The following is a 26,193-nucleotide window of genomic DNA, read 5'->3' on the forward strand; positions in this document are numbered from 1 at the left end:
CCTTCCGTGCCCCCAAGGTCGCCCCTGGTTATTGAGCCGCAGGCGTCGCCGGCGCGGCCGCGGCCGGAGCGGCGGACCGCACCTCGACCGGCAGACCCAGCGCGTCCAGCTGCGGCTTGACCGTCGCGGCGTCGCCCACGACCACCCACACGAAGCGCGAGGGATCGATGTTGGCGCGCGCGGCGGCGTCCATCTCGGCCGCCGTCAGGGCGTTGATGCGGCCCGCCAGCGTTTCCTGATAGTCATCCGGACGGCCGTACAGCGCGTTCGAGCGCAGGGCGCCCAGGATCTGCGCCGAGGTCTCATAGCTGCCCGCCAGGCCGCGGGTGTCGCCCAGCACGGTGCGCTCGCGTTCGGCCGGGGTGACGCCCTCGGCGGTCAGGAAGCGCGTGTACTGGTCCATCAGGGCCTGGATCGCCTCGCCGGTCCGGTTGGCCTGGACCGGCGCATTGATGATGTAGGGCATGCGGTGCTGGAGCTGGCTGATGTTGCCGCGCACCCCGTAGGACCAGCCCTTGGTCTCGCGCAGGTCGGCGTTGATCCGAGACAGGAAGTCCGTGCCCAGCACGACGTTTGCCGTCGTCAGGGTGAGGTTGTCGTTGGTGCCCGACACCGGCAGGACGAAGCCGCCCTGGATCAGCGACTGGGGCGACTGCGGCCGGTCGATCAGGACGATGCGGCTGGTCGTGGCCGGGATGTCGGCCGCGAAGCTCTTGGTCCCCTTGGGCGTCGACGGGGCGCGCCAGTCGCCGAAGGCAGCCTCCAGCTTGGGCGTCAGCTCCGAGAGCGGCAGGTCCGAAACCACGAACAGCTGCATGTTGTCCGGACGGATCCAGGTCGCATGCTCGCTGGCCAGGTCGTTGCGCGTCAGGGCGCGGATGACCGTTTCGTCGCCCGAGCCGTTGAACGGACGGCCATAGGGGTTGGCTTCGCCGTACAGCAGGCCCGGCAGGGCGCGGCCGGCCAGGCCGGCGGGCTGGGTCCGCTCATTGGCGAGCGCGGTCAGGCGCTGGGCGCGCAGACGCTCGACCTCGGCCGGGGCGAAGGCGGGGTTGCGCACCACGTCCGACAGCAGGGCCAGCGATGGGTCCAGATTGGTCGTCACCGCCGACAGACTGACCGAGGTGCGGTCCATGGACGAGCCGACGTTGATCGAAGCGCCCAGACGCTCCTTGGCCTCGGCCAGGGCGTTTGAATCGCGTGTGGTGGTGCCTTCCTCCATCACGTTCAGCATCAGGGTGTGCGCGCCCAGTCGGTCGGCGCGGTCGGCCGTGACGCCGGCGTCGAAGTCAAGCGACACGCGGGTGACCGGCACGGTGGTCGACTGGGCGTAGACGACCTGCACGCCGTTCGACAGGGTGGCGCGCTCGACGGCCGGGAAGTCGACGTTGGCGACCTGGCCGATCTGGGGCGCCGGGTCGCGCTGAACGCGCTGGATCTCGGCGGCTGGGGCGGGCGTGGCGCCCGACGGCGTGGCGGCGGCCTCGACATAGGCCTCGCGCTCGCCGGCGCGCACGATCTGGCTGTAGACCGGACGGCTCAGCCACTTGCGCATGGCGGCCTGGACCTGGGCCGGCGTCACCGCCGCATAGGCCTGCAGCTCCTTCTTGTAGAAGTCGGGATCGCCGGCATACAGCTGGCCTTCGGCCAGGACCGACGCCTTGCCGTTGGCCATTTCCAGGCCCTGAATCCGGCGCGAGGCGTACTGGGTCACGACCCGGTCGATCTCGTCCTGCGTCGGGCCGTTGGCGATCAGGTCGGCGAGCACCGCATCCATGCGCTGGGCCACGGCGGCTTCGTCCTCGCCCGGCTTGACCATGGCGGAATAGCTGAACATTCCGACGCGCTGGAAGGCCGAGTTGCCGGCCGACACGCTCGAGGCGGTCTGGTCGCCGCGCACCAGGGCGTTGTCCAGACGCGAGCTGGCCAGGCCGCCCAGGATGGAGGCGCCGACGCTAAGCGGCACCGCATCCGCGTCCAGCATGCCCGGCACGGCCCAGGTGCGGCTGATGCGGGTCTGGGCCACGCGATCGTGCAGAACCTGCTCGACCGGGGCCGCCAGGGTCGGGACGTCGGCCTGGGCCGGGTCGTTGACCGGGCCGCGCGGGATGTGGCCGAAATACTGGTTCATCAGGGTGCGGGCGGTCGCCTCGTCGATATCGCCCGAGAGGACCACCACGGCGTTGTTCGGGCCGTAGTTGTCACGGAACCAGTCGCGCACCGTCTCCAGGCTGGCGGCATCCAGGTCAGCCATCGAACCGATGGTCGAGTGGCGATAGGGGTGTCCCTCGGGGAACAGCGCTTCCAGCGTGGCGTAGTAGGTCAGGCCGTAGGGCTGGTTGTCGCCCTGGCGCTTTTCGTTCTGGACGACGCCGCGCTGCAGATCGAGCACCTCCTGGCCGACCTGGCCCAGCAGGTGGCCCATGCGGTCGCTTTCCATGAACAGGGTGTATTCCAGCGCCGGGGTCGGCACGGTCTGGAAATAGTTGGTGCGGTCGAACCAGGTCGTGCCGTTCAGGCCCGTGGCGCCGGCGGCGCTCATGGTCTGGATGTGGCTGGTGGGCGAGTTCTCGGAACCGCCGAACATCAGGTGTTCGAACAGGTGGGCGAAGCCGGTCGAACCCTGAGGCTCGTCCTTTGAGCCGACGTTGTACCAGACCGACACGGCCACGACGGGGGCCTTGCGGTCTTCGTGGACCAGCACGGTCAGGCCGTTGTCCAGCTGGAAGCGCGACCACGGAATGTCGACGCGGGCGACCAGCTCCGACACCGGCGCGCCGCGCAGTTCGGCGGCCTGGGCGGCCGTCAGGGCCGGCGGGGCTTCTGCGGCGGCGTGGGCCAGGACGGGGGTGGTCGGCGCCAGAAGGGCGGCTGCGGCGACAAGCGGAAAGACACGGCGCATGGACGAAAAATCCTCGTGGGCGATGATGCCCCCGAACCTTAACGACCGTTCCGCCCACGGCAACGCGCGACAGCGATTCATGAACAAAGGTTCATGTGAGGCCGCGAGCACCGCCCCCACGCATGGCGAACACTAGAGCCAGGCCGCGTCGGGTCGGGAGGTCCCGCAGGGCCGACGACCGCGGCCCTTCAAAGATGAATCGCGTGGCCCAGCGCCCGCAGGCTGGCTTCGTGGAAGGCTTCGCCCAGGGTCGGGTGGACGTGGATGGTGCCCGCCACATCCTCCAGCACCGCCCCCATCTCCAGCATCTGGGCGAAGCTGTTCGAGAGTTCAGAGACGTGCTGGCCGACGGCCTGGACGCCCAGCAGACGGTGATCGCTCTTCGACGCGATGACGCGCACGAAGCCGCCGTCCTCGCCCGCCTCAATGGCCAGGGCGCGGCCGATGGCCATCAGCGGGAAGACCGCCTGGATTACGTCGTCGCGGCCCTCGACCTCCTGCGGGCCGAGGCCGGCGGAGACGATCTCGGGCTCGGTGAAGCAGACGGCGGCGATGGTCACCGGGTCAAACCGCTTGTCGTGACCGGCGATGATTTCGGCGACGACCTCGCCCTGGGCCGAGCCCTTGTGGGCCAGCATGGGTTCGCCGGTCAGGTCGCCGACGGCCCAGACATTCTTCATGCTGGTGGCGCAGCGGTCGTCGATCTTCACGAAGGGCCCGGCCATGGCCACGCCCATGTTCTCCAGGCCGAAGCCCTGGGTGCGCGGCTTGCGCCCGACGGTGACCAGCACCTTGTCAGCGTCCAGCCTGATCGCCTGGCCGTCGCGGTCAGTGACGTTCAGCTTGCCGTTCTCAAAACCGCCCGCCTTGGCGCCCAGCATCAGTTTGACGCCGTGCTTCTCCATCCACTTGGCGACCGGGTCGGTCAGGGCCTTGTCGTAGAGCGGCAGGATGCGGTCGGCCATCTCGACCACGGTGACCTCGGCGCCCAGCTTGCGATAGGCGATGCCCAGCTCCAGCCCGATATAGCCGCCGCCGACCACCACCAGCTTGCCGGGCACCTTGTCCAGCGACAGGGCCTCGGTCGAGGAGATGACGTCGCCGCCGAACTTCAGGAACGGCAGCTCGACCGGCTCGGAGCCGGTGGCCAGGATGACGTGCTCGGCGGTGATGGTGATGTCGCCGTCGTCGGTTTTCACCGTGCAGGTCTTGGCGTCGGAGAAGGTCGCCCATCCCTTCACCACCTTGACCTTGGCCTTCTTCAGCAGGGCCGCGACGCCGCCGTTCAGCTTTTTGACGATGCCGTCTTTCCACGCCACCGTCTGGGTCATGTCGATGGCCGGTGCGGACGCCGTGATGCCCAGGGTGCCGCCGGCGGCCGCCTTGGCCACGGTCTCGAACTTGTTGGCCGCGTGGATGATCGCCTTGGAGGGAATGCAGCCGACATTCAGGCAGGTCCCGCCCAGCCCGTCGCCGCCGTCCACCAGCACGGTGTCCAGGCCCAGTTGCCCGCAGCGAATCCCGGCGACATAGCCGCCGGTGCCGGCGCCGATGATGAGGACTTTGGTTTTGAGGGTTTGCATCAACGTTCAGCTTCTCGAAGAGCAGTCCGCGCCTGCCGGTGAACAGAGGGTATTCGTATGTCTTGCAACGGGTAGCTCGAGATCTCGCGAGAGACGCCGTTCTCGTCATTTCGTGCAAAGACGACGATGATTTCCTCTCGCCTTGGGCGCGTAATGCAGTGAAGCGTCTGGTCCTCGACCGGCGGTAAAAGCCCTTCGCCCCTGGCCATGGCCACGGGGGTTACCGTGCGGACGGAGTTGAACGGGTCGTCGGCGGATGGCCGACTGGGAGACGCGCGAGCGACGAAGATGGTGTCGGCTTCAGCCGCCAAGTTGCGCTGGGAAATCCTGTAGATTTTCTCGCGTTCAGACGGCGTCCACGTGGCGATTGAACATGCCATGGCGGGCGAAGCGCCCAAGATCAAAATGGCCGAAACCGCTCCCAACAGCACATATCTCATGTCACCCCATCCACAACGTCGCGGGATGCTCCAGCAGCCCCTTGATCCGCTGCACGAACACCGCCGCGTCGTGGCCGTCGACGATGCGGTGGTCGAAGCTGGAGGACAGGTTCATCATCTTGCGCACGACCATCTGACCGTCCCGGACCACGACCCGCTCCTGGATCTTGTTGGGGCCGACGATGGCGACCTCGGGGTGGTTGATGATGGGGGTGTGGGTGATGCCGCCCAGGGTTCCCAGTGAGGTGATGGTGATGGTCGAGCCCGACAGCTCCTCGCGCTTGGCCGAGCCGTCCTTGGCCGCGCCCGAGACGCGGGCGATCTCCAGCGCGGTGTCGTAGGGGTCGCGCGCCTCGGCGTGGCGGACCACCGGCACCATCAGGCCGTTCGGCGTCTGGGCGGCGATCCCCAGGTGCACGGCGTTGTGGGTCGTCAGGACGCCGGCCTCGTCGTCGTAGTGGCTGTTGATCTGCGGCTGGTCGCGCAGGGCCACGACGATGGCGCGGGCGATGAAGGGCAGGACGTTCAGCTTGGGCTGGTCCTTGGCCTTCGTCGCATTCAGATGCGCGCGGAGCTCCTCCAGCGCCGTCACGTCGATCTCCTCGACATAGGTGATGTGCGGGATGCGGCGCACGCTCTCGGCCATCTTCTCCGCGATCTTGCGGCGCAGGCCGATGATGCGGACCTCGGTCGTGCCGTCCGCCTTGGCGTAGGTCGAGGCCGACGATTTGCCGGTCGAGACGCCGCGACCACCGCCCGAGACATAGGCGTCCAGGTCGCCGTGCTCGATGCGGCCGGCAGGACCGGAGCCGGGGACGAACTGCAGCTCGACGCCCAGGTCGCGCGCGCGCTGGCGCACGGCGGGCGAGGCGAGGGGGCGCTGGTTGCGATCCGACAGTTTCCGAGAGCCCTCCCCCTCGAGGGGGGAGGGTTGGGTGGGGGTGTGGGCAGGACGTTTGGAGGCAGGAGGAGTCTCCGGTGCCTCGGCGGCCACGGCGGTGCGACCACCCTCACCCCCGGCCCCTCTCCCCTCGAGGGAGAGGGGGGCAGGTGCGATGTTGCCCTTGCCCTCGACCTGGAAGCTGACCAGGGGGCCGCCGACGGGCAGCTGCTGGCCGGCCTCGCCGTGCAGGGCGACGACGGTGCCGGACACGGGCGAGGTGATCTCCACCGTCGCCTTGTCGGTCATGATCTCGGCCAGGATCTGGTCTTCCTCGACCGCGTCGCCGACCTTGACGCGCCAGCCGACCAGCTCGGCCTCGGCGGTGCCTTCACCCACGTCGGGCAGTTTGAAGACGTGGTTGGCGCCCGGCGCGGGCTGGGCCGGCGACGGTGCGGCTTTCGGCGCCTCGACCGGAGCGGGGGCGGCCTCGACCTTGGGCGCGGGAGCGGGTTCGTCCGCCGACGCATTGCCGGCGCCCTCGACCTCGAACTCGACCAGCGGACCCCGCACGGGCAGCATTCCGCCGACCTCGCCATGCAGGGCGGTGACCTTGCCCGACACCGGGGCGGTGATCTCGACCGTGGCCTTGTCCGTCATGACGTCGGCGACGATCTGGTCTTCCTCGACCATGTCCCCGACCTTGACGTGCCAGCCGACCAGTTCGGCCTCGGCGGTGCCTTCGCCCACGTCGGGCAGCTTGAAGACGAAACGACCCATCTCAGCGGCCTCCCGACATGACGGACTTCAGCGCGTCTGCGACCCGCTGCGGGCCCGGGAAATATTCCCACTCGAAGGCGTGCGGATAGGGGGTGTCCCAGCCGGTCACGCGCGCGATCGGCGCCTCCAGGTGATAGAAGCAGCGCTCCTGGACCAGGGCCGACAGCTCGGCGCCGAAGCCCGAGGTGCGCGGCGCCTCGTGCACGATGACGCAGCGGCCGGTCTTCTTCACGCTGGCCTCGATGGCCTCGATGTCCAGCGGCACGAGCGAGCGCAGGTCGATGACCTCGGCGTCCACGCCCGCGTGCTCGGCGCCCGCCAGCGAAACCCACACCATCGTGCCATAGGCCAGGATGGTGACGTCATTGCCCTCGCGCATGACGCGGGCCTTGCCCAGCGGCTCGACGAACTTGCCGGTCGGGACCTGCGCCAGCTCCTGAGCCTTCCACGGCGACACCGGCTTCTCGTGCCAGCCGTCGAAGGGGCCGTTGTACAGGCGCTTGGGCTCGAAGAAGATGACCGGATCATCGTCCTCGATCGCCGCGGTCAACAGACCCTTGGCGTCATAGGGGTTGGACGGGATCACCACCTTCAGGCCGGCGATGTGGGTGAACAGGCTTTCGGGGCTCTGGCTGTGCGTCTGGCCGCCGAAGATGCCGCCGCCGTAGGGGCTGCGTATAGTGATGGGGCTGGTGAACATCCCGCCCGAGCGATAGCGCAGCTTGGCCGCCTCCGACACGATCTGGTCGTAGGCGGGGTAGATGTAGTCGGCGAACTGGATCTCCACGACCGGGCGCAGGCCATAGGCGCCCATGCCGATGGCGGCGCCGACGATGCCCGTCTCCGAGATCGGGGCGTCGAAGCTGCGGGTCAGGCCGTGCTTCTTCTGCAGGTGGTCGGTGACGCGGAAGACGCCGCCGAAATAGCCCGCGTCCTCGCCGAAGCTGAGGACCGACGGGTCCTCGCTCATCTTGGCGTCCAGGGCCGAGTTCAGGGCCTGGATCATGTTCATGGGCTGGACGCCCGAGGCCGGAGCCTCGGACTTGGGCGCGTTGTTCTGATCGACCATGTCGGGCTCGACGCCGTCGGTGCGGTCGGATTCGGTGAAGGTGGTTTGCTCGCTCATGATCAGACCCCCACTTCGCGGCGCTGTTCGACCAGGCGCCAGTCCTCGGTGGCGAACACCTCTTCGAACATCGTCTTCACGCTGGGGCGCGACTGGCCGAGCGTGCCGATGGCTTCGGACTCCTTGCCGGCGGCGCGCACCTGGTCGGCTGCGTCCTTCTCGGCGGCTTCATGCTGTTCGTCGGACCATTCGCCCAGCGCGATCAGATGTTGCTTCAGCCGCGCCAGCGGGTCGCCCAGCGGCCATTTTTCATGCTCGTCGCCGGGGCGATAGCGGCTGGGGTCGTCCGAGGTCGAGTGCGGCGCGCCGCGATAGGTGAACAGTTCGATCAGCGTGGCGCCCAGGTTCGCGCGCGCGCGCTCCTCGGCCCAGCGGGTCGCGGCCCAGACGGCCAGGAAGTCGTTGCCGTCCACCCGCAGCGACGGCAGGCCGTAGCCCAGGCCCTTCGACGCGAAGGTCGTCTCCATCCCGCCGGCGATGCCCTGGAAGGAGCTGATGGCCCACTGGTTGTTGACGATGTTCAGGATCACCGGCGCCCGATAGACGGCGGCGAAGGTCAGGGCCGAGTGGAAGTCGCTCTCGGCCGTCGACCCGTCGCCGATCCAGGTGATGGCCAGCTTGTCGTCGCCTTTGTAGGCGCTGGCCATGGCCCAGCCCACGGCCTGCGGATACTGGGTGCCCAGATTGCCCGAGATCGTGAAGAAGCCGTAGTCCTTGGACGAATACATGATCGGCAGCTGGCGGCCTTTGATCGGGTCCGCCGCGTTGGAATAGATCTGGTTCATCATGTCGACGAGCGGATAGCCGCGCGCGATCAGAAGCCCTTGCTGGCGATAGGTGGGAAAGCCCATGTCCTCGCGGCCCAGCACCATGCCCTGGGCGACCGCGATGGCCTCTTCGCCGGTGCACTTCATGTAGAAACTGGTCTTGCCCTGACGGTGGGCGCGATGCATCCGATCGTCGAAGGCGCGGGTCAGGACCATGGCCTTCAGCCCGCGGCGCAGGGTCTCGGGGTCCAGGCGCGGATCCCACGGTCCGACCGCGCGGCCCTCGTCGTCCAGCACCCGCACCAGGCGGAAGGCGTGATCGCGCATCGCCTCGGCCTTGGCCGTCGGCTCGGGCCGGTCGACCGCTCCGGCGGGGTCCAGTTTCAGGTGGCTGAAGTCCGGCGCGTCGCCGGGCCGTCCGGGCGGTTCGGGCACGCGCAGCGAGAGCGGGACCGAGTTGCGGGCCTTTTGGGTGTCAGTCATGCATCCTGCCGTCTGGTTGATCCGACCGCGTTTCCTCAATCCCGCATTTAGCACGGGCCGAAGCGAGAGGCTCGCTCAAAAACGCCTTGCAACTCGCCGTTCTCGGGTATTTTATTGCGCCATAACGATAAACGGAGAAACGCCGTGGCCGACGCCTTGGATCCCATCGACGCCCGCATTCTCGATATTCTGCAACAGGACGCGGGCCTGTCGGTGGCCGAGGTGGCGGATCGGGTGGGCCTGTCGGCCTCGCCGTGCTGGCGCAGGATCAAGAGGCTGGAGGATTCCGGCCTCATCCGCAAGCGCGTCACCTTGCTGGACGCCGCAAAGCTGGGCCTGGATTTCGAGGTCTACGCCATTGTCAAGCTGAGCCTGCCGTCGACCGACAACCTGGACGCCTTCGAAAGCGCGGTCTCGGCCTGGCCCGAGGTCGTCCAGTGCGCCACCATCACCGGACGCGAGGATTATGTGCTGCGGATCATCACCTCCGACATGCACGCCTTCGACCGTTTCCTGCGTGAAAAGCTGCTCAGCCTGGGCATCGTCTCGGACTGCGAGAGCCACATCGTCACCCGCGGCGTGAAGGACGTCACCGCCCTGCCGCTGGGCCTGGTCAGCCCGCATGTGACCTGAGACTCGACTTCCCCGACCGGCGGCGACAAGAATAAGCTTTGCCGTATTCGAGGGTCGAATGAGGACTTTGCTGGCCTTTGCCGTTGCTGCCGCCGTTCTCGGCGGCTCGCCCGCGCAGGCCCGACAGGATCTCGCCGCCCAGCCGGAGGCCGATGTGGCTGCGTTCAGGCGGCTTCGTACGGAAGCGGCGAAGGCTCTGACCGCCGACGATCTGGACCGGGCGTCCGAGCTTTTGACCGAGGCCGCCGGGCGCGTCCCCAATCACGCGGGCGTCACCCTTTTGCGCGCGCGCGTCGCTGCGGCCTTGGGCGACATGTCCGGGGCGCTTGACCTGCTGGGCCGCCTGGCTCGCATGGGCGTGGCCTTTGATCCGGCGTCCGACCCCGCCCTGGCGCCGCTGCGTGACCTGGAAGGGTTCGAGCCGATCCAGGCGATGTTTCAGGCCAATCGTCGGCCGGTCGGCGCCGACCGCCTCGACACCCTGGCCACGGTTTCGGGATCGGGCTTGTCGGAAGCCGTGGCCTATGACGCCAAGCGCGAGCGATGGCTGGTGTCGCAGGTGGCGGGGCGCGCGATCGTCGTCCTGCCCGGCGGATCGGGAGAGACGGGGCCTTTCCTGGCGGAGCCCCTGTCGTTGGGCGCGCTCGGCATGGCGATCGACGCCGCGTCCGACCGCCTTTGGCTCGTGGCCTCGGCGGCTCCGCCCGCCGTTGCTTCCGGGGCTTCGCCTGACGCGGCCTCCATGCTGCTGGCGATCGACCTGGCCGACGGCTGCGTCGCGGCGCGCCATCCCTTGCCGTCTTCCGAGCGCACGCGCGGGCCAGGCGACATTCTGCTGGCGCCGGACGGAGCCGTCTTCGTCGCCGACGGCCTGGCGGGCGACATCCTGCGGCTGGAGCCGGGAGGGTCGGTGCTGACGCCCTTCATGGAGGCCGGACTACTGGGTTCGCCCCAGGGGATGGTGATGGCCCCGGACGGCCGGGCCTTGATCGTGGCGGACTATTCGTCGGGCCTGTGGCGCGCGCCCCTGGACGGCGGCGCGCCCTATCGGATGGCGGCCCCCGACGACGCCAATCTGATCGGGATCGACGGCCTGATCGTCGAGGGCCGGTCGCTGTACGCGCTTCAGAACGGGGCCGCGCCGCAACGCGTCCTGCGTCTGACGCTCGACGCCCAGGGCGGCCGCATCGACGCGGTTCAGACCCTGGCCGCCAACCTGCCCCAGATCGATCAGCCGACGAATGGCCAGATCGTCGAGGGCCGTCTGGTGTTCGTGGCCCGCTCCCAGTGGAGCGCCTTCACCGCCGAGGGCGCCTTGAGGACAGCGGACCCCGAACCGGCTATCATCGCCAGCCTGGCGCTGGACTGAGGACAGTTTCATGATCGAGATGGTGATCGACGCCCGCCGCAAGGACCTGGGTGGTTTTGAGGTCGGGCGCGTCCTGCCGTTCCATGCGCGGCGCACGGTCGGCCCCTTCATCTTCCTGGACCAGATGGGACCGGCCGAGTTCGCCCCAGGCTCGGACGCCATCAATGTGCGGCCGCACCCGCACATCGGCCTGTCGACTCTGACCTATCTGTTCGAGGGCGAGATCATGCACCGCGACAGCCTGGGCTACACCCAGCCGATCCGCCCGGGCGAGGTCAACTGGATGACGGCCGGCAAGGGCATCGTGCATTCCGAGCGCACCGACCCGCTGAAGAAGAGCCAGGGCGGCCCTATGCACGGCATGCAGGCCTGGATCGCCCTGCCCGACGAGGCGGAGGATTTGGACCCGTCGTTTGACCACCACGCCGAGGCCGATCTGCCGGCCTATGAGAACAACGGCCTGTTCGCGCGGCTGGTGGCAGGAGAGGCCTATGGCGCCTCGGCCGGCGTGGCCGTGCAGTCACCGCTCTTCTACGTCCACTGGGAGATGAAGGCCGGGGTCAAGACCGCCCCGCCGCCCGGCCGCGGCGCCGGCGGCTATTCCGAACGGGCCCTGTTCGTCGCCCGCGGCCAGGTCGAGGTCGGCGACCGCACCTTCCATCCCGGCCAGCTGATCGTGCTGGAGCCCGACGCCCAGCCGACCGTGCGCGCCTCGACCGACGCCAGCGTCATGGCCCTGGGCGGCGAGCCGGTGGGCCAGCGGCTGATCTGGTGGAACTTCGTCGCCTCCAGCCAGGCACGCATCGACGCCGCCAAGGCCGACTGGAAGGCCGGGCGCATGAAACTGCCGACCGAGGACGATCTGGAGTTCATCCCTCTGCCCGACGTCCCCTCGACGCCAGAGCCCGCGCCGGCCGAGGTCAAGCCCGAGCCGACGCACCCAGTCTGAGGCTCCTCTGCCACACCTGAAGCCTCGGCGCGGACCCCCGGTCTGGCCTTTCGGGACGCATGCCTGTAAGAGGCGCCGCTTCTCCCCGACACCGCATCTTGCAGCGGCCCGGACCTTCCGTGGCCGAACACAGTCCGCCCGAGCCCGAAATGAACCTTCGCAACGTCGCCATCATCGCCCACGTCGACCACGGCAAGACCACCCTGGTGGATCAGCTTCTGGCCCAGTCCGGCGTCTTCCGAGCCAATGAGGCGACGACCGAGCGCGCCATGGACTCCAACGACCAGGAGAAGGAGCGCGGCATCACCATCCTGGCCAAGTGCACCTCCGTGCTCTGGAACGGCAAGGCGGGCGAGACGCGCATCAACATCATCGACACGCCGGGCCACGCCGACTTCGGCGGCGAGGTCGAGCGCATCCTGGGCATGGTGGACGGCTGCGTCATCCTGGTCGACGCCGAAGAGGGCGTCATGCCCCAGACCAAGTTCGTGCTGACCAAGGCCCTGAAGATGGGCCTGCGTCCGATCCTGTGCATCAACAAGGTCGACCGCGCCCACGCCGATCCGGACCGCGTGCACAACGAGACCTTCGACCTGTTCGCCGCCATCGGCGCGACCGACGAGCAGCTGGACTTCCCGCACATCTACGCCTCGGGCCGAAACGGCTGGGCGACGTTGGACCTGAACCAACCCAACGACAATCTGGCCCCTCTGTTCGACCTGATTGTCGACCACGTCCCGCCGCCCAAGGTGCAGGACAACAAGGACAAGCCGTTCCAGATGCTGAACGTGCTGATCGAGTCCGACCCCTTCCTGGGCCGGATCCTGACCGGCCGCATCGAGAGCGGCAAGGCCGTTCCCGGCATGGCGATCCACGCCCTGGACCGCGAAGGCAAGGAAATCGAACGCGGACGCATCACCAAGGTTCTGGCTTTCCGCGGCCTGAAGCGTCAGGCCCTGGATGAGGGTTCGGAAGCGGGCGACATCGTCGCCATCGCCGGCATGTCCAAGGCGACCGTGGCCGACACCCTGTGCGCCATGGAAGTCACCGACGCTCTGCCCGCGCAGCCGATCGATCCGCCGACCATCTCCATGACCGTCTCGGTCAACGACAGCCCCCTGGCCGGTCGCGAAGGCGACAAGGTCCAGTCGCGCGTCATCCGCGACCGCCTGCTGAAGGAAGCCGAAGCCAACGTCGCCATCCGCGTCACCACCACCGAGGGCGGCGACGCCTATGAGGTCGCCGGTCGCGGCGAACTGCAGCTGGGCGTGCTGATCGAGAACATGCGCCGCGAAGGCTTCGAGGTCTCGATCTCGCGTCCGCGCGTGGTGTTCCAGACCGGCGAGAACGGCGAGAAGCTGGAGCCGATCGAGGACGTCATGATCGACGTCGACGACGAGTTCTCGGGCGTCGTCATCGAGAAGCTGTCGGCCCGCAAGGCCGAGATGACCGACATGGGCCCCTCGGGCGCCGGCAAGACCCGCATCAGCCTGAAGGCGCCCTCGCGCTCGCTGATCGGCTATCAGGGCGAGTTCCTGACGGACACGCGCGGCTCGGGCGTGCTGAACCGCGTCTTCAGCCACTATGAACCCTACAAGGGCGAGATCGCCGGCCGTCTGAAGGGCGTGCTGATCTCCAACTCGGACGGCGACACGGCGGCCTTCGCCCTGTGGAATCTCGAGGACCGCGGCATCATGTTCGTCGGCGCGGGCGAAAAGACCTACCAGGGCATGATCATCGGCGAGAACGCGCGGTGGGACGACCTGGACGTCAACCCGATCAAGGGCAAGCAGCTGACCAACGTCCGCGCCTCGGGCAAGGACGAGGCCGTGCGCCTGACCCCGCCGCGCAAGATGAGCCTGGAACAGGCCATCGCCTACATCGAGGAAGACGAACTGGTCGAGGTCACGCCCAAATCGATCCGCTTGCGCAAGCAGACGCTGAACCCCTCGTTCCGCAAGAAGCGCGTCCGTCCCGAATAAGCCTCCGGCGAGGGGCGGGGCGCTATTCCAGCGTTCCGCCCTCGACCCGCACGAACTGCGCGCGGCCTTGCAGCGCCTCGAACAGGCCGGCCTCCGTGCCGGTCATGAAGGCCTGAAGGCCCAAGGCCTCGATCTCGTCGAACAGGGCCGCCCGCCGCGCTGCATCCAGATGCGCGGGCGCCTCGTCCAGCAGCAGCACCGGCGGCGCCGCCTGGCCCGCCAGCCGCCCGACCTGGGCCAGGATCAGGTTCAGCACCAGCGCCTTCTGCTCGCCCGACGACCCCTCGGCCGCCGGCCGGTTTTTCTCGCGATGAAGGGCGGTCAGGTCCGAACGGTGAGGGCCATAGAGCGATCGTCCGGCCGCCGCGTCACGCGCCCGGCTGCGCGCCAGGCCCTCGCCGATCCGGCCCAGAATGTCGGCCTCGTCCGCGCCCTCCAGCGCCATCTGTTCCGCCTCGCCCTGAAGTCCCAGGTCCGCTTGCGGGAAGGGGCGGTCGCCGCGCGCGTCGATGCCGCCCTGCAATGCGCCCAGCGCCAGGGCCCGCGCCACCGCGGCACGTGCGCCCGTCTCGGCCAGCCGCGCCTCCAGCGCATCCAGCCACAACGGATCGGCCGGCCGTCCCTCGTCGGTCAGCAGCCGCAGCCGCTCCCTCAAGGCCTTCTCATAGGCCGCCACCGTCGCCGCATGGTCGGGCAGGGCGGCGAACACCAGACGGTCGAAGAAGCGCAGGCGCGCCGCCCGGGCGTCTGAAAACAGCCGATCCTGCTCGGGCGTGGCCCAGATCGGCCGCAGATGGTCCAGCATCCGGCCCGGCGGCGCCGTCTCTCCGTCGATCCGCACGATGCGCCGGGCCGCGCCGGCCGACTGCACGCCGGTGCCCAGCTTGGTTTCATCCTCGGGGCCTTGCAGCGTCGCCGCCACGGCCCAGGCCCGGCCCGACGCCTCGCCAGGCTCTCTGCGCCCCATCTCGGCGGCCGTCGCCCCACGCAGGCCCTTGCCGGGCGTCAGCAGGCTGACCGCCTCGAGCAGATTGGTCTTGCCCGCCCCGTTCGGCCCATGCAGCACCACCGCCCCGCCGGCTGTCTCCAGCCGGGCGGTTCGATAGGACCGAAAGTCGGTGAGGGTGAGGGAGGTTAGACTCAAGCCGTCACAACACCGGCGGCAGACCAGCCCAGTCGGTCAGCAGCCGTCCTCGCGTGGAGGCCAGCATGCCGACGGTGCGTCCGTCCTGCCGGATGGAGATGTCCACCAGAGCCAGCCGATGATCGACCGTGATCCGTTCGGTGCGACCCTCGGCGGTCTTCAACTTTACCAGCAAGGCGACGTGAGGCGCGGTGATCACTTCGCGGACATCGACAATCTCGTGGCGAAGGTGGTGTCTGGTCCGTCCGACGACCGGCCTGATCTCCAGCTTGTCGGCGTAAAGCGAAACCCGTCGGGGCCTGACCAGGCCCGTCGCTGCATAGGCCGCTACGAGTGCGCAAAGACCGCTCAACAGGCCGAACACCAAGGGCTGCAATGCGCTTATTGCCAGAACGAACGCGGCTGCCGCCATCGCCAGCAGAATGACCAGGCTGTATTCGAATGTGCTGGTCGTCCAGGCGGCGAACGCGTCCTGATCGGACACTATCGTCACACCCGCAGCGGCATCAGCACGTACTGCACGCCCGGGTCGCCTGGATCCAGGACCAGGGTCGGGCTGGCGGGATCGGCGAACTTGAACAGGGCGGTCTCGCCGGTGATCTGGCCGGCGACGTCCAGCAGATAGCGGGCGTTGAAGCCGATCTCGAACGGCTCTTCGGAATAGCCGATCTCGACCTCCTCCTCAGCCTGGCCGGCTTCCATGTTGCGCACGGTCAGCTTCACCCGGTCGTTGTCGAACGCCAGCTTCACCGAGCGGCTCTTTTCGGCCGAGATGGTGGCTACGCGGTCGACCGCCGAGGCGAAGACCGAGTTGTCGATGTCGGCCTGCTTGTCGTTGCCGCGCGGGATGACGCGCAGATAGTCGGGGAAGGCGCCGTCAATGACCTTGGACGTCAGGCTGGCCTGGCCGAACTCGAAGCGGATCTTCTGGGGGCTGACCTGGATCTCGACCGGACCCGAGCCGTCGTCCAGCAGCTTGCGCACCTGGTCGATGGTCTTGCGGGGCACGATGACGCCGGGGCCGCCCGCCGCGCCGTCCGGCGCCGGGGTCTCGGCCAGGGCCAGGCGGTGGCCGTCGGTCGCCACCGCGCGCAGCAGGGGAATGCCTTGTTCGGCCACGGTGTGCAGGTACAGGCCGTTCAGATAGTAGCGCGTCTCTTCGGTCGAGACGGCGAAGCGGGTCTTGTCGATCAGCCGCGCCAGATCTTCCTTGGGCAGGGCGAAGCGCACGCCGGCCGTGTCGGTCGACATGACGGGGAAGTCGCCGGCCGGCAGAACCGGCAGGTTGAACTTGGAGCGGCCCGCCGACACCACCAGGCGCGGGTCGTCGCCCGAATAGGTCAGGCTGACCTCGGCGCCGTCCGGCAGTTTGCGCACGATCTCGTACAGGGTGTGGGCGGGGGCCGTGATCTGGCCCTCGACGTTCACCTGGGCCTCGGCCTCGTCGACGATCTCCATGTCCAGGTCGGTGGCGGCGAAGGCCAGGCGGTCGCGCCCGGCCGACAGCAGCACGTTGGACAGGATCGGAATGGTGTTTCGGCGTTCGACGACGCTCTGGACGTGGCCCAGGGCCTTGAGCAGTGCGGATCGTTCGATGGTCAGTTGCATGTCGTCTTCGCCCGGGTCGGCGACTCAAGCGTCGCCGCGACTAGATGGGCCTGGACACTAGCGGATCAGGCGGGGAGGGCAAGAAAGCCGAAACGGCGTCCACAGCTTGTCCCCGCCTGTGTAAGGCCCTCAGCCCCGCAGTTTGCGCGTCAGCGTCTCGACGTCGCGCACGATCTGCTCGTCGGACGCCATCAGCTCCTCGATCTTGCGCACGCCGTGCAGGACGGTCGTGTGATCGCGTCCGCCGAAGCGGCGGCCGATGTCGGGATAAGAGCGGGTGGTGTTCTGCTTGCACAGATACATGGCGATCTGGCGCGGGCGGGCGATGGCGCGGGTGCGGCGCTCGCTCAGCAGATCGGCCTGTTTCAGGCTGAAATGGTCGGCCACCGTTTTCTGGATCTCGTCCACGGTGATGCGGCGTTCCGGGCCGCTGCGGAGCGCCGAGCCCAGGAGCGACTGCGCCTCGTCCAGCGACAGGCCCGACAGGCGCGCGCCGGCGGCGGCGGCCAGGGTGTTCACCGCGCCCTCAAGCTCGCGCATCGAGCCAGGGGTGCGGTCCACCAGGTGCTGCAGCACCTCGGGACGGGCCTCGCCCTGGATCACGCCCAAGCCGGCCAGGGCGCGCAGGCGGTTCTCGGCCACGGCGATCTTCAGCGAGCGGTCGGCGGCCTCCACCGGGCAGGTCAGGCCCGCCGACAGGTGGCTGCGCAGGCGCGGCTCGATCTCGCTCAGGGCCATCGGCGGCTTGTCGGCCGACAGAACGATGCGTTTGCCGTCCTCGATCAGGGCGGTCAGGGTCGACAGCAGCTCTTCCTGGGTCGAGGTCTTGCCGCCGACGAACTGCACGTCGTCCAAGAGCAGCATGTCGGCCGAGCGCAGGCTGTCCTTGAACGCGGCCATCGACCGGTCCTGCATGGCGCGCATGAAGGTCGACAGGAAGCGTTCGGCGGTCAGATAGACCACCTTGGCGTCGGGGCGAAGGCGCTGCGCCTCCCAGGCGATGGCGTTCAGCAGGTGCGTCTTGCCGTAGCCATAGGGGCCGCAGAAGAAGATCGGGTTGAAATGGCCGTCGGCCCAGGCTGCGGTCTGGCGCGCGATGGCCAGGGCGAAGGCGTTGCCCTGACCCTCGACGAAGCTGTCGAACGTCAGGCGGTCCTGCAGGCCGGCGGCGCGAACGGCGCGGGCGCCGTCGGCGACCGGGGCCACGGTCGGCTGAGGGCCGGACACGACATTGCTGTTGGCGGCGGGCGCCGGGGTCGAGCGCGAAGCCAGCGGCGGGACCGAGCCCATCTCCGCGCGGCAGCGCACCTCCAGGCGACGGTTCAGGCCATCCAGGCCCAGCCACAGCTCGTTCATGCGGCGCAGCGCGTTCTTGCGTACCCAGTCGCGGGCATAGGCGGTCGGCGTCACCAGGACCAGATTGCCCTGGTTGTCCGGACGTACGGCCGAGGGCGCGATGTAGGAGCTGAACGGACCGTCGCCGATCTCGGTCTTCAGCCGTCCCGCCGCCTCGGTCCAGATATGTTCCGGATCCGTCATGCCGCTCGCCATTCTGACCGCCCCCACCATCGCCGACTGCCCCGCCGCAGAAAGAAAAACCAACCGAACCGCGCCCTTCGGAGGCCGTGCGTTCGGGACGATCTCTCCTGTCCCGCGAAGCCGGTGGCTTTGCAGGCGGGGTCGTACTCTCGAACAGACAGCTCCAACCCGGCGCGATCATAACGGCGTCGCACCGTCTTCATTCCCGGCGGAGACCGCCGGGTCGGAAGGGCGTTGAGAGGCAAAACTTACGCCGCGCGCCTCGAGAATCAACGCTGATTCGACTCCCGATTCGCACTTAAATCGTTTGACTCCGCTAAGGGTCGATCCCGTCTAGGAAAATGACGGTTTCGCCACAATCGTAGCGGTTGATGACGGCTGTCGCACTTGCGGCGGACACGCAAAACGGCGAGGGAGCTCGCGCTTCCTCGCCGTTGTAATCACTCGATTTTCGTATGACGGGGGTGTGAAAACCCCTGACGCGCGAAGGTTGGTCGCCCCGTCTTAGGCAGCCGACATCTTCTTCAGCTGGGCGGCCAGACGGCTCACCTTGCGCGAGCCGGTGTTCTTGTGAACCACGCCCTTGGACACGGCGCGCATCAGCTCGGACTGGGCCGTGATGAAGGCGGACTTGGCGGCCTCGGCGTCGCCGCCGGTCACCGCTTCCTGGAACTTGCGGAGGAAGGTCCGCACGCGCGTGCGGCGGGCCTTGTTCACTTCGGTCCGCGCTTCGATCTTGCGGATCGCCTTGCGGGCGCCAGCGTTGTTAGCCATCGATAAAACCTTCGAACGAAAACGCCGCAGACACCCGTCCACGGCGCGGAAATCTCAAGAGGGCGGGCCTATAGCGGATGACGCCGCGAGGGTCAACGCAGAGTCTGGTTCTCACGCCGCCCGCCGGGCAGGACGCCAAGCCTATGCGGCCTTCAAGCGTGCGATCTCATGCTGGAAGGCCCGCGTCATCTGCTCGGCTTCCTCGTCGGGAAGCCACCGCGCCATTTGAGGAAACACGGTTTGCCACATTCGCACGTTCCGGTCGTCCCAAGGCATGCGGTCAGCGGCGCGGGCCTGTTCCAGCACGCGGGTCAGCTTGGCGCGGGCGCGGGCCTCATGGTCCACCGGCTTGGGCACCGGGGCCTGAAGGCGGTCGCCGCCTTCGCCAAACAGGCTGAACTGGTCACTCATCGTCGGGTGTCGTGGTCTCTGCAGCGGCGTCCGCCAAGGCGAAGCCGAGGCTGTCGCGACTCAGGGGATCGTCCAGGGTCTGGATCAACAGGCTATCGGCGCGGAGGTTCAGGTCAATAAGCTCTCCGACACGACCCACAAGATCGCGAAGCTGGGGGATGAAATCGGGCGCGGTGGCGTCGAGGCCTGCCCGCGCCGCCAACCAGCGCGGCACGACGCGATAGCCGCTGACGGCGAAATCCCACGCCTCGCGCGGGATGGGCGAGATCAGGCCCGAGCCGTCCTCGCAGAGAGTCAGGGCGGCGCCGTCTAGGTCGCGGGGGTCGATGGGGCGCAGCTTGCCGCTCGGCGCGGTCTGCGCCAGGGCGACCCCCTTGGTGAAGGCCTCGGCGGGCGGGCGGGCGAAGGTCTGGACCGCACGGATTTCCGCGCCCACGGAGGCGGCGGCGTCGAACACGGCGCGGTTGGCCGGGAAGGGGATGTGGGGGAACACGTCTTCCAGGTCCTCGGCGAAGCGGGTCGTGTAGGAGGTGGCCGACAACAGGGCGAGGATTGCGTCGAACATCGCCTCGGGCGTGACCTCCGAGCCGTAGGCGTCGGACAGGGCGGCCACGAGCTCGGGTTTCAGGTTGTGAGGGCCATGGCCGGGGCGGCGGTCATAGAGGGGGAAGGCGTAGCCGCCGTAGCTACCGCGGAAGGCGTGGCGATCGGGGATGAGGCCGTGGCACCAGACAGCCGGACCCATCGAAGTGCCGAAAGGCATCGCGAAGAGCCCAGCGTTTATAGCGCCCCAAGCTCTCTGAAGTTTTGGCCATGGCCAATCGACAAACCCGGGCTGGTTATAAACGGGGCGGTTGTCAAATGGACGATAGGAGGCAAAGCGTACCGCGTGTGGGTTCCACCCTTTGCCGTGAGCTGTCGCAAAAGCGCCCTTACGCGAGGTGGCATACTCTGCTTCGGCTGTGGCACCGATAAGAGTGTCGAAATGAACGATCTTCTGTTCGAGATCATCTGGCGAGAATCCGTAGGCCAAATGGTCTCGAGTCGTCTCCACACCCGACGAGCCAAACTCAAAGGCCTCGAAGATCGAGATCAGCGATCCGTTCAGGAACGGCACAGGGCGCATGTCGTCAAGCAGACCCCGATCAACCTCCACCGCGCCGGACAGTGCGCCCGCAGGTTCCCCCTCCAACATCCAGGCGAGCTTCGAACCGCGAGACGCCCGCCCTTGCTCCCACGCATCGACATAGTCGATGCGCGCCAAATCTCCTTCCGCCTTCGATCCATCTGCAATCGCGACGGTGATGGCTACCCCGGTGAGGATGTTAAAGACGTTCCCGTCGCCCTCGATACCAGCCCTCGCGCCAGCTCTGCCGTCGCCGCGCAAGTCGTAGATCTCGATCCGGTCAAACCGCTCGCGAAGCATCTTGCGAAGGCCGGCGTAGGGCTTGCCCGTCAGATATTTGCGGTTGGAGATGTAGGCGACCACGCCCTTCTTCGGCGCGTTGTTGGCCTCGAACAGCTTCCAAAGGGCCCAGCGCCAGAAGGCGACGGACAGTTCCGGGAAGGTGTTCAGCTGATTGCCCCAGCCCGCGTCGCGCACGGGTTTCTTCAGGTCGTCCCAGACCCCGTCCATCCACCGACCGACGAGGCTTTCGTTCTCGCCGACCTCCAGCCGCCGATAGGGCGGATTGCCGATGATGGCGAGGATCGGCTGCTGGGTCTTGATGCGGTTCGACTCAGCCCGCTCGTCCTGAATGCCTTCGGAGACGAAGCCCAACGCCCCGGCTGGCGCCGCCGCGTTCGGTTCCGCAAGAGTGTCGGTCAGATAGACGCCCAGGCGCGGCAGCCTGAACGTCGGATCGATCTTGCCGTCCTTGTCGCGCGCCAGGGCGTGGTGCAGGCGATAATGGGCGACCGCATAGGGGCCGATCAGCAGCTCAAACCCATACATGCGCGACGCCAGTCCCCGCAGGGCGGCCGGGGCCTGGCCTGGTCCGTCCGTCTCGCTGACCTCTCGCCGCAACCGATCCGCGACGCCCAGCAGGAAGGTGCCGGTGCCCGTCGCGGGGTCCAGGATATGCACAGCCGGATCGGCGATGCCTTTGGTCTTCAAGTCCTGCTTCAGCGCCCGGTCGAGCGCGCCGACCATGAACCGCACTACCTCGACCGGGGTATAGTAGACGCCGTATCGCTCTCGGGCCGCCGGATCGAAGGTTTCGAGGAAGAACTCGTAGAAGTAGAGGATGGGGTCGGAGCCGTCCTTGCGGATCGCCAGGATGTCGGGGTCGAAGCCGTTGACTGTCTGGAGCATGACCTGGAAGCCGATGCCGACGTCGGCGGCGACTTCCGGCAGGCTGAGGACGCGCAGGGCTGTCCGCATCAACGGATGCTCGTCGGGCATTTCCTTGTAGGCGTTGTCGTCCAGGCGCTTGCCGCCCGTGGCCTCGCGCACCAGCAACAGACCGAAGGCCAGGGTCTGGGCGAAGGCGCTGGAAAACAGATCGTCAAAATCAGTGGAAGAGTAGCCCCCAGCCTCGGGGGTGGGAATAGAGGACGTCGCGGAACTCTTGTCGCACCTGATGGAGCGGAGTGCCGGTCACCCCGTCCGCCGCCAGTTCCGCCAGCCGATCGCGCACGATGCCGCGCACGAGCTTGGCCGAATGCGCGAGAAGCTCGGCCAGATGCTCGGCGTCCTTGGCCTGGGGCGGGTCGGACTGGGCCAGGCGTTCCAAAAGGTTGAGGGCGGCAGTCGGATCGTGGGCGTCGATCAGCCTGTCGGCCGCCGCCTCGTCTCGATTGGGGTCAAGCGCGGCCTCTGGAACTAGATCGGCGTTTCCCTGATCTTCGTCGCGTTCATAAAGCCGAAGACCATGAAAGTTGCTTGTGAGCCAGATAGGCAGCTCACAGAATCGGCCGAACTGACGCCGGTCATGCGCGGTGGTCCAGCGGCGGCCGTCGGTTGGCTTGTCGAGCGCCTTCAACTCTATAAAGGCTCGGGCCTGCTCGCCTGGGCGCTTAAGCGCAATGTCCGGTCGACCAACCCCGGCATTGATGAATTCAGCCAGCGGCACGATGTCATTCGGTGCGGCCGGAAGATGCGGCAAGAGTTCCACCAGCATTTGGTGAAAGGCGGGGGCCAAGCCGGGTTCGGTGGCTGCCGGGTGCGCGCGCCGTTCTTGCCGGACCCTTCGGGCATAGGCTTTGAGCACCTGGTTCTGGTTCTCTGTAATCATGCCCGTATCCCGCCCCCGTGCGTAGCTACGGGAGCATCAGCCGCTTCGCCCCTGCGTTGCAAGCCGCGCGCGGCCTGACTCCTACCGCCCCGTAAAGCTCGGCTTCCGCTTCTCCACGAACGCCGCCATGCCTTCCTTCTGGTCCTCAAAGGCGAACAGGCTGTGGAACAGGCGGCGTTCGAACTGGACGCCCTGGGTCAGGGTCGTCTCCAGCGCGGCGTTGACCATTTCCTTGTTGGCCATGACGGCCAGGGGGCTTTGGGCCGCGATGCGGGCGGCGATCTTGCGGGCTTCGTCCAGCAGGGCGTCGTGCGGGAAGATGCGGCTGGCCAGGCCCGCGCGTTCGGCCTCGGTGGCGTCCATCATGCGGGCCGTCAGGACCATGTCCATGGCCTTTGACTTTCCCACCAGCCGGGTCAGCCGCTGCGAGCCGCCGATGCCGGGCGCCACGCCCAGGTTGATCTCGGGCTGGCCGAACTTCGCCTTTTCACTGGCGATAATGAAGTCGCACAGCATGGCCAGCTCGCAGCCGCCGCCCAGCGCAAAGCCGTTGACCGCGGCGATGATCGGCTTCCTGAACCGGGTGATCCGGTCGTGGCCCAGGGCGAAATAGTCGCCCGTATACATCTGGGCGTAGGTCTGGTCCGCCATCTCCTTGATGTCGGCGCCGGCGGCGAAGGCCTTTTCGCCCGAGCCGGTCAGGATCAGGCAGCGCACCGCGTCGTCGTGCTCGACGGCGTCCAGGAAGTCCGCCAGATCCTTGAACAGGGCCGAGTTCAACGCATTCAGCGCCTCGGGCCGGTTCAGGGTGACCACCGCATAGCCGTCGGCGTGACGCTCGATCAGCAGATTGTCGTAAGTGTCGGCCATGGCGGGCTCCTCAGCTGTGTGGAGCCGGTCTAGCCGCTCAGCCGCGCCACTGGAACACCTCGGTGATCTCCACGCCGAAGACCTGGGCGATGCGAAAGGCGGCCTCCAGGCTGGGCGAGTATTTGTTCTGTTCCATCGCCACCACGGTCTGGCGGGTCACGCCGATGCGTTCGGCCAGCTGGGCCTGGGTCATCTCCGAGGCGTGGAAGCGCAGTTCGCGGATGCGGTTCTCGATCGGCGGGGGCCCCTTGCCCATCAGCGCAGCCCTCGCAGCATACCCAGCGTCACCCCGGCCCTCAGGGCCTCGGCGATGACGACGCAGGCGATCAGGACATTGGCCAGCAGCACCATGGCGTTGACGTCGGTGGTGTAGGCGCCGCGCCCGTCGACAAGATTGCCGCCGACCAGGCCGGCGAAATAGACCAGGATCGCCAGGCTGACGACCAGGGCGATCAGGGCCATCAGCGCCACGTGGCTGCCCTTCAGGGCCGCGGCGATCTCGCGCTCGTCGCGCCGGGTCTTGTCGATCCTGGATGTCGTGGCCTGAGCGATTAAGGTCAGCACGATCTCCAGCAGCACCACGCCGATCAGGCACAGGGCGAACACGCCGCCCATGTGCGCGGCGAAGTCCGTGCGCGCCAGGGCGCCGTCCGCGACTTGTGAGCCCAAGTGCCAGAAGTATGCGCCCCAGACGCCGAAAGCGGCGATGAGGCTGATCCACAGGTGCTTTTCACGAAACGACATGACGATCTCCGTTGATGGCTTCGATGTCGCAGATCGCCGACACGGTGTCAAACAAATAATACATCGAGTCCGTACTGTTTGACATACGGAACCGCTTAGCTTCCCCCTCGTTCGGCCGACCGGAGGCGTGCGATGCAGACTGCGGATGTGGCGATCGTGGGCGCGGGCCCGGCGGGGCTGACGGCGGCGCTGTATCTGGCGCGCTATCACCGGCGGGTGGTGGTGCTGCACGACGGGACCAGTCGCGCGCTGCGCGGACCCATGGCCCACAATGTGCCGGGCTTTCCCGACGGGATCTCCGGCCGCGCCCTGGTCAATCTGATGCAGCGCCAGGCGACCGAGGTCGGCGCCGAGATCATCGAGGCGCGCATCGACGACATCGCGCGCCGCCCCGACGGCTTCATCCTGAACGCCGCCCAGGACTCTTGGACGGCGCGGGCGGTGATCGTGGCGACTGGGGTGGACATGAACGAGGTCGATCTGCCGGCCGAGGTGCACCAGCGCGCCATCGCCGACGGCGTCCTGCGATACTGCCCCATCTGCGACGGCTACGAGGGCACCGACCGCGTCATGGGCGTCATCGGCTGCGACAGCAACGGCGCGGCCGAGGCGCTTTTCCTGCGCCAGTTCACCTCGAACGTCACGCTGATGCCGCTGAACTGGTCGGAGCTGACGGCCGACGAGACGGCCCAGCTGAAGGCCGCCGGCGTCCGGGTGCTGCAGGGCGCGCTGGATCGACTGGAGCCCCACTCCGACCGCATGGTGGTGCATCTGGAAGGCGGGCAGGTGGTCACGGTCGACACTCTGTATCCGGCGCTGGGTCTGCGGCCGCGCAGCGAACTCGCCGTGCGTCTGGGCGCGCCGCAGGGGCAGGGCGACTGTCTGGCGCCCGAGAGCCCGTTCGGCGCGGGCGTGGAGGGTCTGTGGGCGGCTGGCGACGTGGTCGAGGGGCTGGATCAGATCACCGTCGCCATGGGCCACGGCGCCATCGCGGCGACCAAGGCGCACAATTGGCTGCGCGAACAGGAAGGCCACACCTTGAGGACGTGACGGCTCAGCGCTTCTGGCAGCTGGGGCAGTAGAAGGTCGAGCGGCCGCCCTGGACGATGCGCTTGACCACGCCCGTACAGCCGTCACCCCGGCACGGTTGGCCCTCGCGGCCATAGACGTCGAAGCGATGCTGGAAATAGCCCTGGCCGCCGTCGGCGTTGGCGAAGTCGCGCAGGGTAGAGCCCCCCGCTTCGATGGCGTCGCGCAGCACGGCCACCACTTCCACCGCCAGCCGCTCCAGCCGGGGCCGCGTGATCTTGCCGGCCGCGATCAAGGGCGAAATGCGTGCGCGATACAGGGCCTCGCAGACGTAGATGTTGCCCAGCCCCGCCACGATTCTCTGATCCAGCAGGCTGACCTTGATGTTCTGGCTCTTGCCCTTGAACGCCTCGGCCAGATGCGCGCCCGAAAAGCCGTTGCCCAGCGGCTCGGGGCCCAGGGCGGCGAACCAGGGATGGGCCTCCACGGCCTCTGTCGCGATCAGGCCCATGAAGCCGAACCGGCGGGCGTCGGCGAAACCGATCCGCGTGGTCACGCCGTCGCGCGTGGCGCAGGCGCTGAAATGCTCGTGCTTACCGGCGATGGGCGCGGGCTCCTCGAACTCGCCCAGCTGAGTCCCGTCCAGGGTGAAGCGGCCCGTCATGCCCAGGTGGGTGATCCAGGTCTCGCCGGTCGACAGGGGCATCAGCAGATACTTGGCCCGGCGCTCGATCCGCTCGACGATCGCCCCCTCCAGCCGCTCGACGAACCGCTCGGGAAACGGAAAGCGAAGGTCGGGCCGATTGATCCGCACCCGCGTCATCCGCGCGCCGGCCAGCACGGGCTCCAGCCCCCGACGCACGGTCTCGACTTCGGGCAGTTCAGGCATGGCGGCTCCTACTTCGAGCCATGCTGTAACCGCTTCACGAAACAGGTGAAACCAC

The 26,193-nt window shown here is 67.8% G+C and carries 23 protein-coding genes; 5 read left to right on the top strand and 18 right to left on the bottom strand.

Annotation, left to right across the window (positions count from 1 at the left end; genetic code table 11):
- Positions 1 to 28 precede the first annotated feature (28 nt).
- The 6 genes from ACK4I0_RS03190 to ACK4I0_RS03215 form a co-directional block, all read right to left on the bottom strand.
- Positions 29 to 2,902, bottom strand: a complete 2,874-nt coding sequence (locus ACK4I0_RS03190) for a M16 family metallopeptidase (RefSeq protein WP_409607925.1) — start codon at positions 2,900 to 2,902, stop codon at positions 29 to 31.
- A gap of 188 nt (positions 2,903 to 3,090) precedes the next feature.
- Positions 3,091 to 4,485, bottom strand: a complete 1,395-nt coding sequence (gene lpdA, locus ACK4I0_RS03195; protein ID WP_409607927.1) for a dihydrolipoyl dehydrogenase — start codon at positions 4,483 to 4,485, stop codon at positions 3,091 to 3,093.
- The gene (locus ACK4I0_RS03200) at positions 4,485 to 4,925 is read right to left on the bottom strand and encodes a hypothetical protein (protein ID WP_409607929.1); all 441 of its coding nucleotides are present in this window, start codon (positions 4,923 to 4,925) and stop codon (positions 4,485 to 4,487) included. The genes lpdA and ACK4I0_RS03200 overlap by 1 nt, the downstream gene beginning before the upstream one ends.
- A 1-nt stretch (position 4,926) precedes the next feature.
- Positions 4,927 to 6,585: a 2-oxo acid dehydrogenase subunit E2 gene (locus ACK4I0_RS03205; RefSeq protein ID WP_409607931.1), complete on the bottom strand. Its 1,659-nt coding sequence runs from the start codon at positions 6,583 to 6,585 to the stop codon at positions 4,927 to 4,929.
- A 1-nt stretch (position 6,586) separates the two neighbouring features.
- Complete coding sequence (locus tag ACK4I0_RS03210) at positions 6,587 to 7,654, bottom strand: alpha-ketoacid dehydrogenase subunit beta (protein WP_409608093.1); 1,068 nt, start codon at positions 7,652 to 7,654, stop codon at positions 6,587 to 6,589.
- A gap of 59 nt (positions 7,655 to 7,713) precedes the next feature.
- A complete protein-coding gene (locus ACK4I0_RS03215; RefSeq protein WP_409607933.1) occupies positions 7,714 to 8,961 on the bottom strand; it encodes a thiamine pyrophosphate-dependent enzyme in 1,248 nt (415 codons plus the stop codon).
- Between the two features lie 144 nt (positions 8,962 to 9,105).
- On the opposite strand from ACK4I0_RS03215, the gene ACK4I0_RS03220 reads away from it, so the two are divergent.
- The 4 genes from ACK4I0_RS03220 (at position 9,106) to typA (ending at position 13,894) form a co-directional block, all read left to right on the top strand.
- Complete coding sequence (locus ACK4I0_RS03220; protein ID WP_409607935.1) at positions 9,106 to 9,594, top strand: Lrp/AsnC family transcriptional regulator; 489 nt, start codon at positions 9,106 to 9,108, stop codon at positions 9,592 to 9,594.
- A 58-nt stretch (positions 9,595 to 9,652) separates the two neighbouring features.
- Positions 9,653 to 10,963, top strand: a complete 1,311-nt coding sequence (locus tag ACK4I0_RS03225) for a hypothetical protein (protein WP_409607937.1) — start codon at positions 9,653 to 9,655, stop codon at positions 10,961 to 10,963.
- A 10-nt stretch (positions 10,964 to 10,973) separates the two neighbouring features.
- Positions 10,974 to 11,912 (top strand): pirin family protein, encoded by a 939-nt coding sequence (locus ACK4I0_RS03230; protein WP_409607939.1) that lies wholly within the window; start codon positions 10,974 to 10,976, stop codon positions 11,910 to 11,912.
- A gap of 149 nt (positions 11,913 to 12,061) precedes the next feature.
- On the top strand, positions 12,062 to 13,894 hold the full coding sequence (typA, locus tag ACK4I0_RS03235) for a translational GTPase TypA (RefSeq protein WP_409607941.1): 1,833 nt from the start codon (positions 12,062 to 12,064) through the stop codon (positions 13,892 to 13,894).
- A 22-nt stretch (positions 13,895 to 13,916) separates the two neighbouring features.
- Here typA and recF read toward each other — a convergent pair whose 3' ends face one another.
- The 11 genes from recF to ACK4I0_RS03290 form a co-directional block, all read right to left on the bottom strand.
- Positions 13,917 to 15,038 carry a DNA replication/repair protein RecF gene (recF, locus tag ACK4I0_RS03240; RefSeq protein ID WP_409607943.1) on the bottom strand — a complete coding sequence of 374 codons (1,122 nt, stop codon included), beginning with the start codon at positions 15,036 to 15,038 and terminating at the stop codon, positions 13,917 to 13,919.
- 4 nt (positions 15,039 to 15,042) lie between these two features.
- Positions 15,043 to 15,522 (bottom strand): hypothetical protein, encoded by a 480-nt coding sequence (locus ACK4I0_RS03245; protein WP_409607945.1) that lies wholly within the window; start codon positions 15,520 to 15,522, stop codon positions 15,043 to 15,045.
- A 5-nt stretch (positions 15,523 to 15,527) separates the two neighbouring features.
- Positions 15,528 to 16,646, bottom strand: coding sequence for a DNA polymerase III subunit beta (gene dnaN / locus ACK4I0_RS03250; protein WP_409607947.1), 1,119 nt, complete (start codon positions 16,644 to 16,646; stop codon positions 15,528 to 15,530).
- 129 nt (positions 16,647 to 16,775) lie between these two features.
- Positions 16,776 to 18,185, bottom strand: a complete 1,410-nt coding sequence (dnaA, locus tag ACK4I0_RS03255) for a chromosomal replication initiator protein DnaA (protein ID WP_409607949.1) — start codon at positions 18,183 to 18,185, stop codon at positions 16,776 to 16,778.
- A 504-nt stretch (positions 18,186 to 18,689) separates the two neighbouring features.
- Positions 18,690 to 18,959: a 30S ribosomal protein S20 gene (gene rpsT, locus ACK4I0_RS03260; RefSeq protein ID WP_409607951.1), complete on the bottom strand. Its 270-nt coding sequence runs from the start codon at positions 18,957 to 18,959 to the stop codon at positions 18,690 to 18,692.
- A gap of 141 nt (positions 18,960 to 19,100) precedes the next feature.
- Entirely contained in the window at positions 19,101 to 19,370 is a 270-nt protein-coding gene (locus tag ACK4I0_RS03265; RefSeq protein WP_409607953.1) for a hypothetical protein, read from the bottom strand.
- A complete protein-coding gene (locus tag ACK4I0_RS03270; protein ID WP_409607955.1) occupies positions 19,363 to 21,825 on the bottom strand; it encodes a type ISP restriction/modification enzyme in 2,463 nt (820 codons plus the stop codon). Before ACK4I0_RS03270 ends, ACK4I0_RS03265 begins: the two co-directional genes overlap by 8 nt.
- Positions 21,826 to 21,883: 58 nt before the next feature.
- On the bottom strand, positions 21,884 to 22,606 hold the full coding sequence (locus ACK4I0_RS03275) for a hypothetical protein (RefSeq protein WP_409607957.1): 723 nt from the start codon (positions 22,604 to 22,606) through the stop codon (positions 21,884 to 21,886).
- An 81-nt stretch (positions 22,607 to 22,687) separates the two neighbouring features.
- The gene (locus tag ACK4I0_RS03280) at positions 22,688 to 23,476 is read right to left on the bottom strand and encodes an enoyl-CoA hydratase-related protein (protein ID WP_409607959.1); all 789 of its coding nucleotides are present in this window, start codon (positions 23,474 to 23,476) and stop codon (positions 22,688 to 22,690) included.
- Positions 23,477 to 23,513: 37 nt separating this feature from the next.
- Positions 23,514 to 23,732: a helix-turn-helix transcriptional regulator gene (locus ACK4I0_RS03285; RefSeq protein WP_409607961.1), complete on the bottom strand. Its 219-nt coding sequence runs from the start codon at positions 23,730 to 23,732 to the stop codon at positions 23,514 to 23,516.
- Complete coding sequence (locus ACK4I0_RS03290) at positions 23,732 to 24,220, bottom strand: hypothetical protein (RefSeq protein WP_409607963.1); 489 nt, start codon at positions 24,218 to 24,220, stop codon at positions 23,732 to 23,734. Before ACK4I0_RS03290 ends, ACK4I0_RS03285 begins: the two co-directional genes overlap by 1 nt.
- Positions 24,221 to 24,352: 132 nt before the next feature.
- Here ACK4I0_RS03290 and ACK4I0_RS03295 point away from each other — a divergent pair, with 132 nt between their 5' ends.
- Entirely contained in the window at positions 24,353 to 25,270 is a 918-nt protein-coding gene (locus tag ACK4I0_RS03295; RefSeq protein ID WP_409607965.1) for an NAD(P)/FAD-dependent oxidoreductase, read from the top strand.
- A 4-nt stretch (positions 25,271 to 25,274) separates the two neighbouring features.
- Here ACK4I0_RS03295 and mutM read toward each other — a convergent pair whose 3' ends face one another.
- Entirely contained in the window at positions 25,275 to 26,138 is an 864-nt protein-coding gene (mutM, locus tag ACK4I0_RS03300; protein ID WP_409607967.1) for a bifunctional DNA-formamidopyrimidine glycosylase/DNA-(apurinic or apyrimidinic site) lyase, read from the bottom strand.
- Positions 26,139 to 26,193 lie beyond the last annotated feature (55 nt).

The sequence above is a fragment of the Brevundimonas sp. genome (assembly GCF_046295775.1).
Classification (GTDB): Bacteria; Pseudomonadota; Alphaproteobacteria; order Caulobacterales; family Caulobacteraceae; genus Brevundimonas.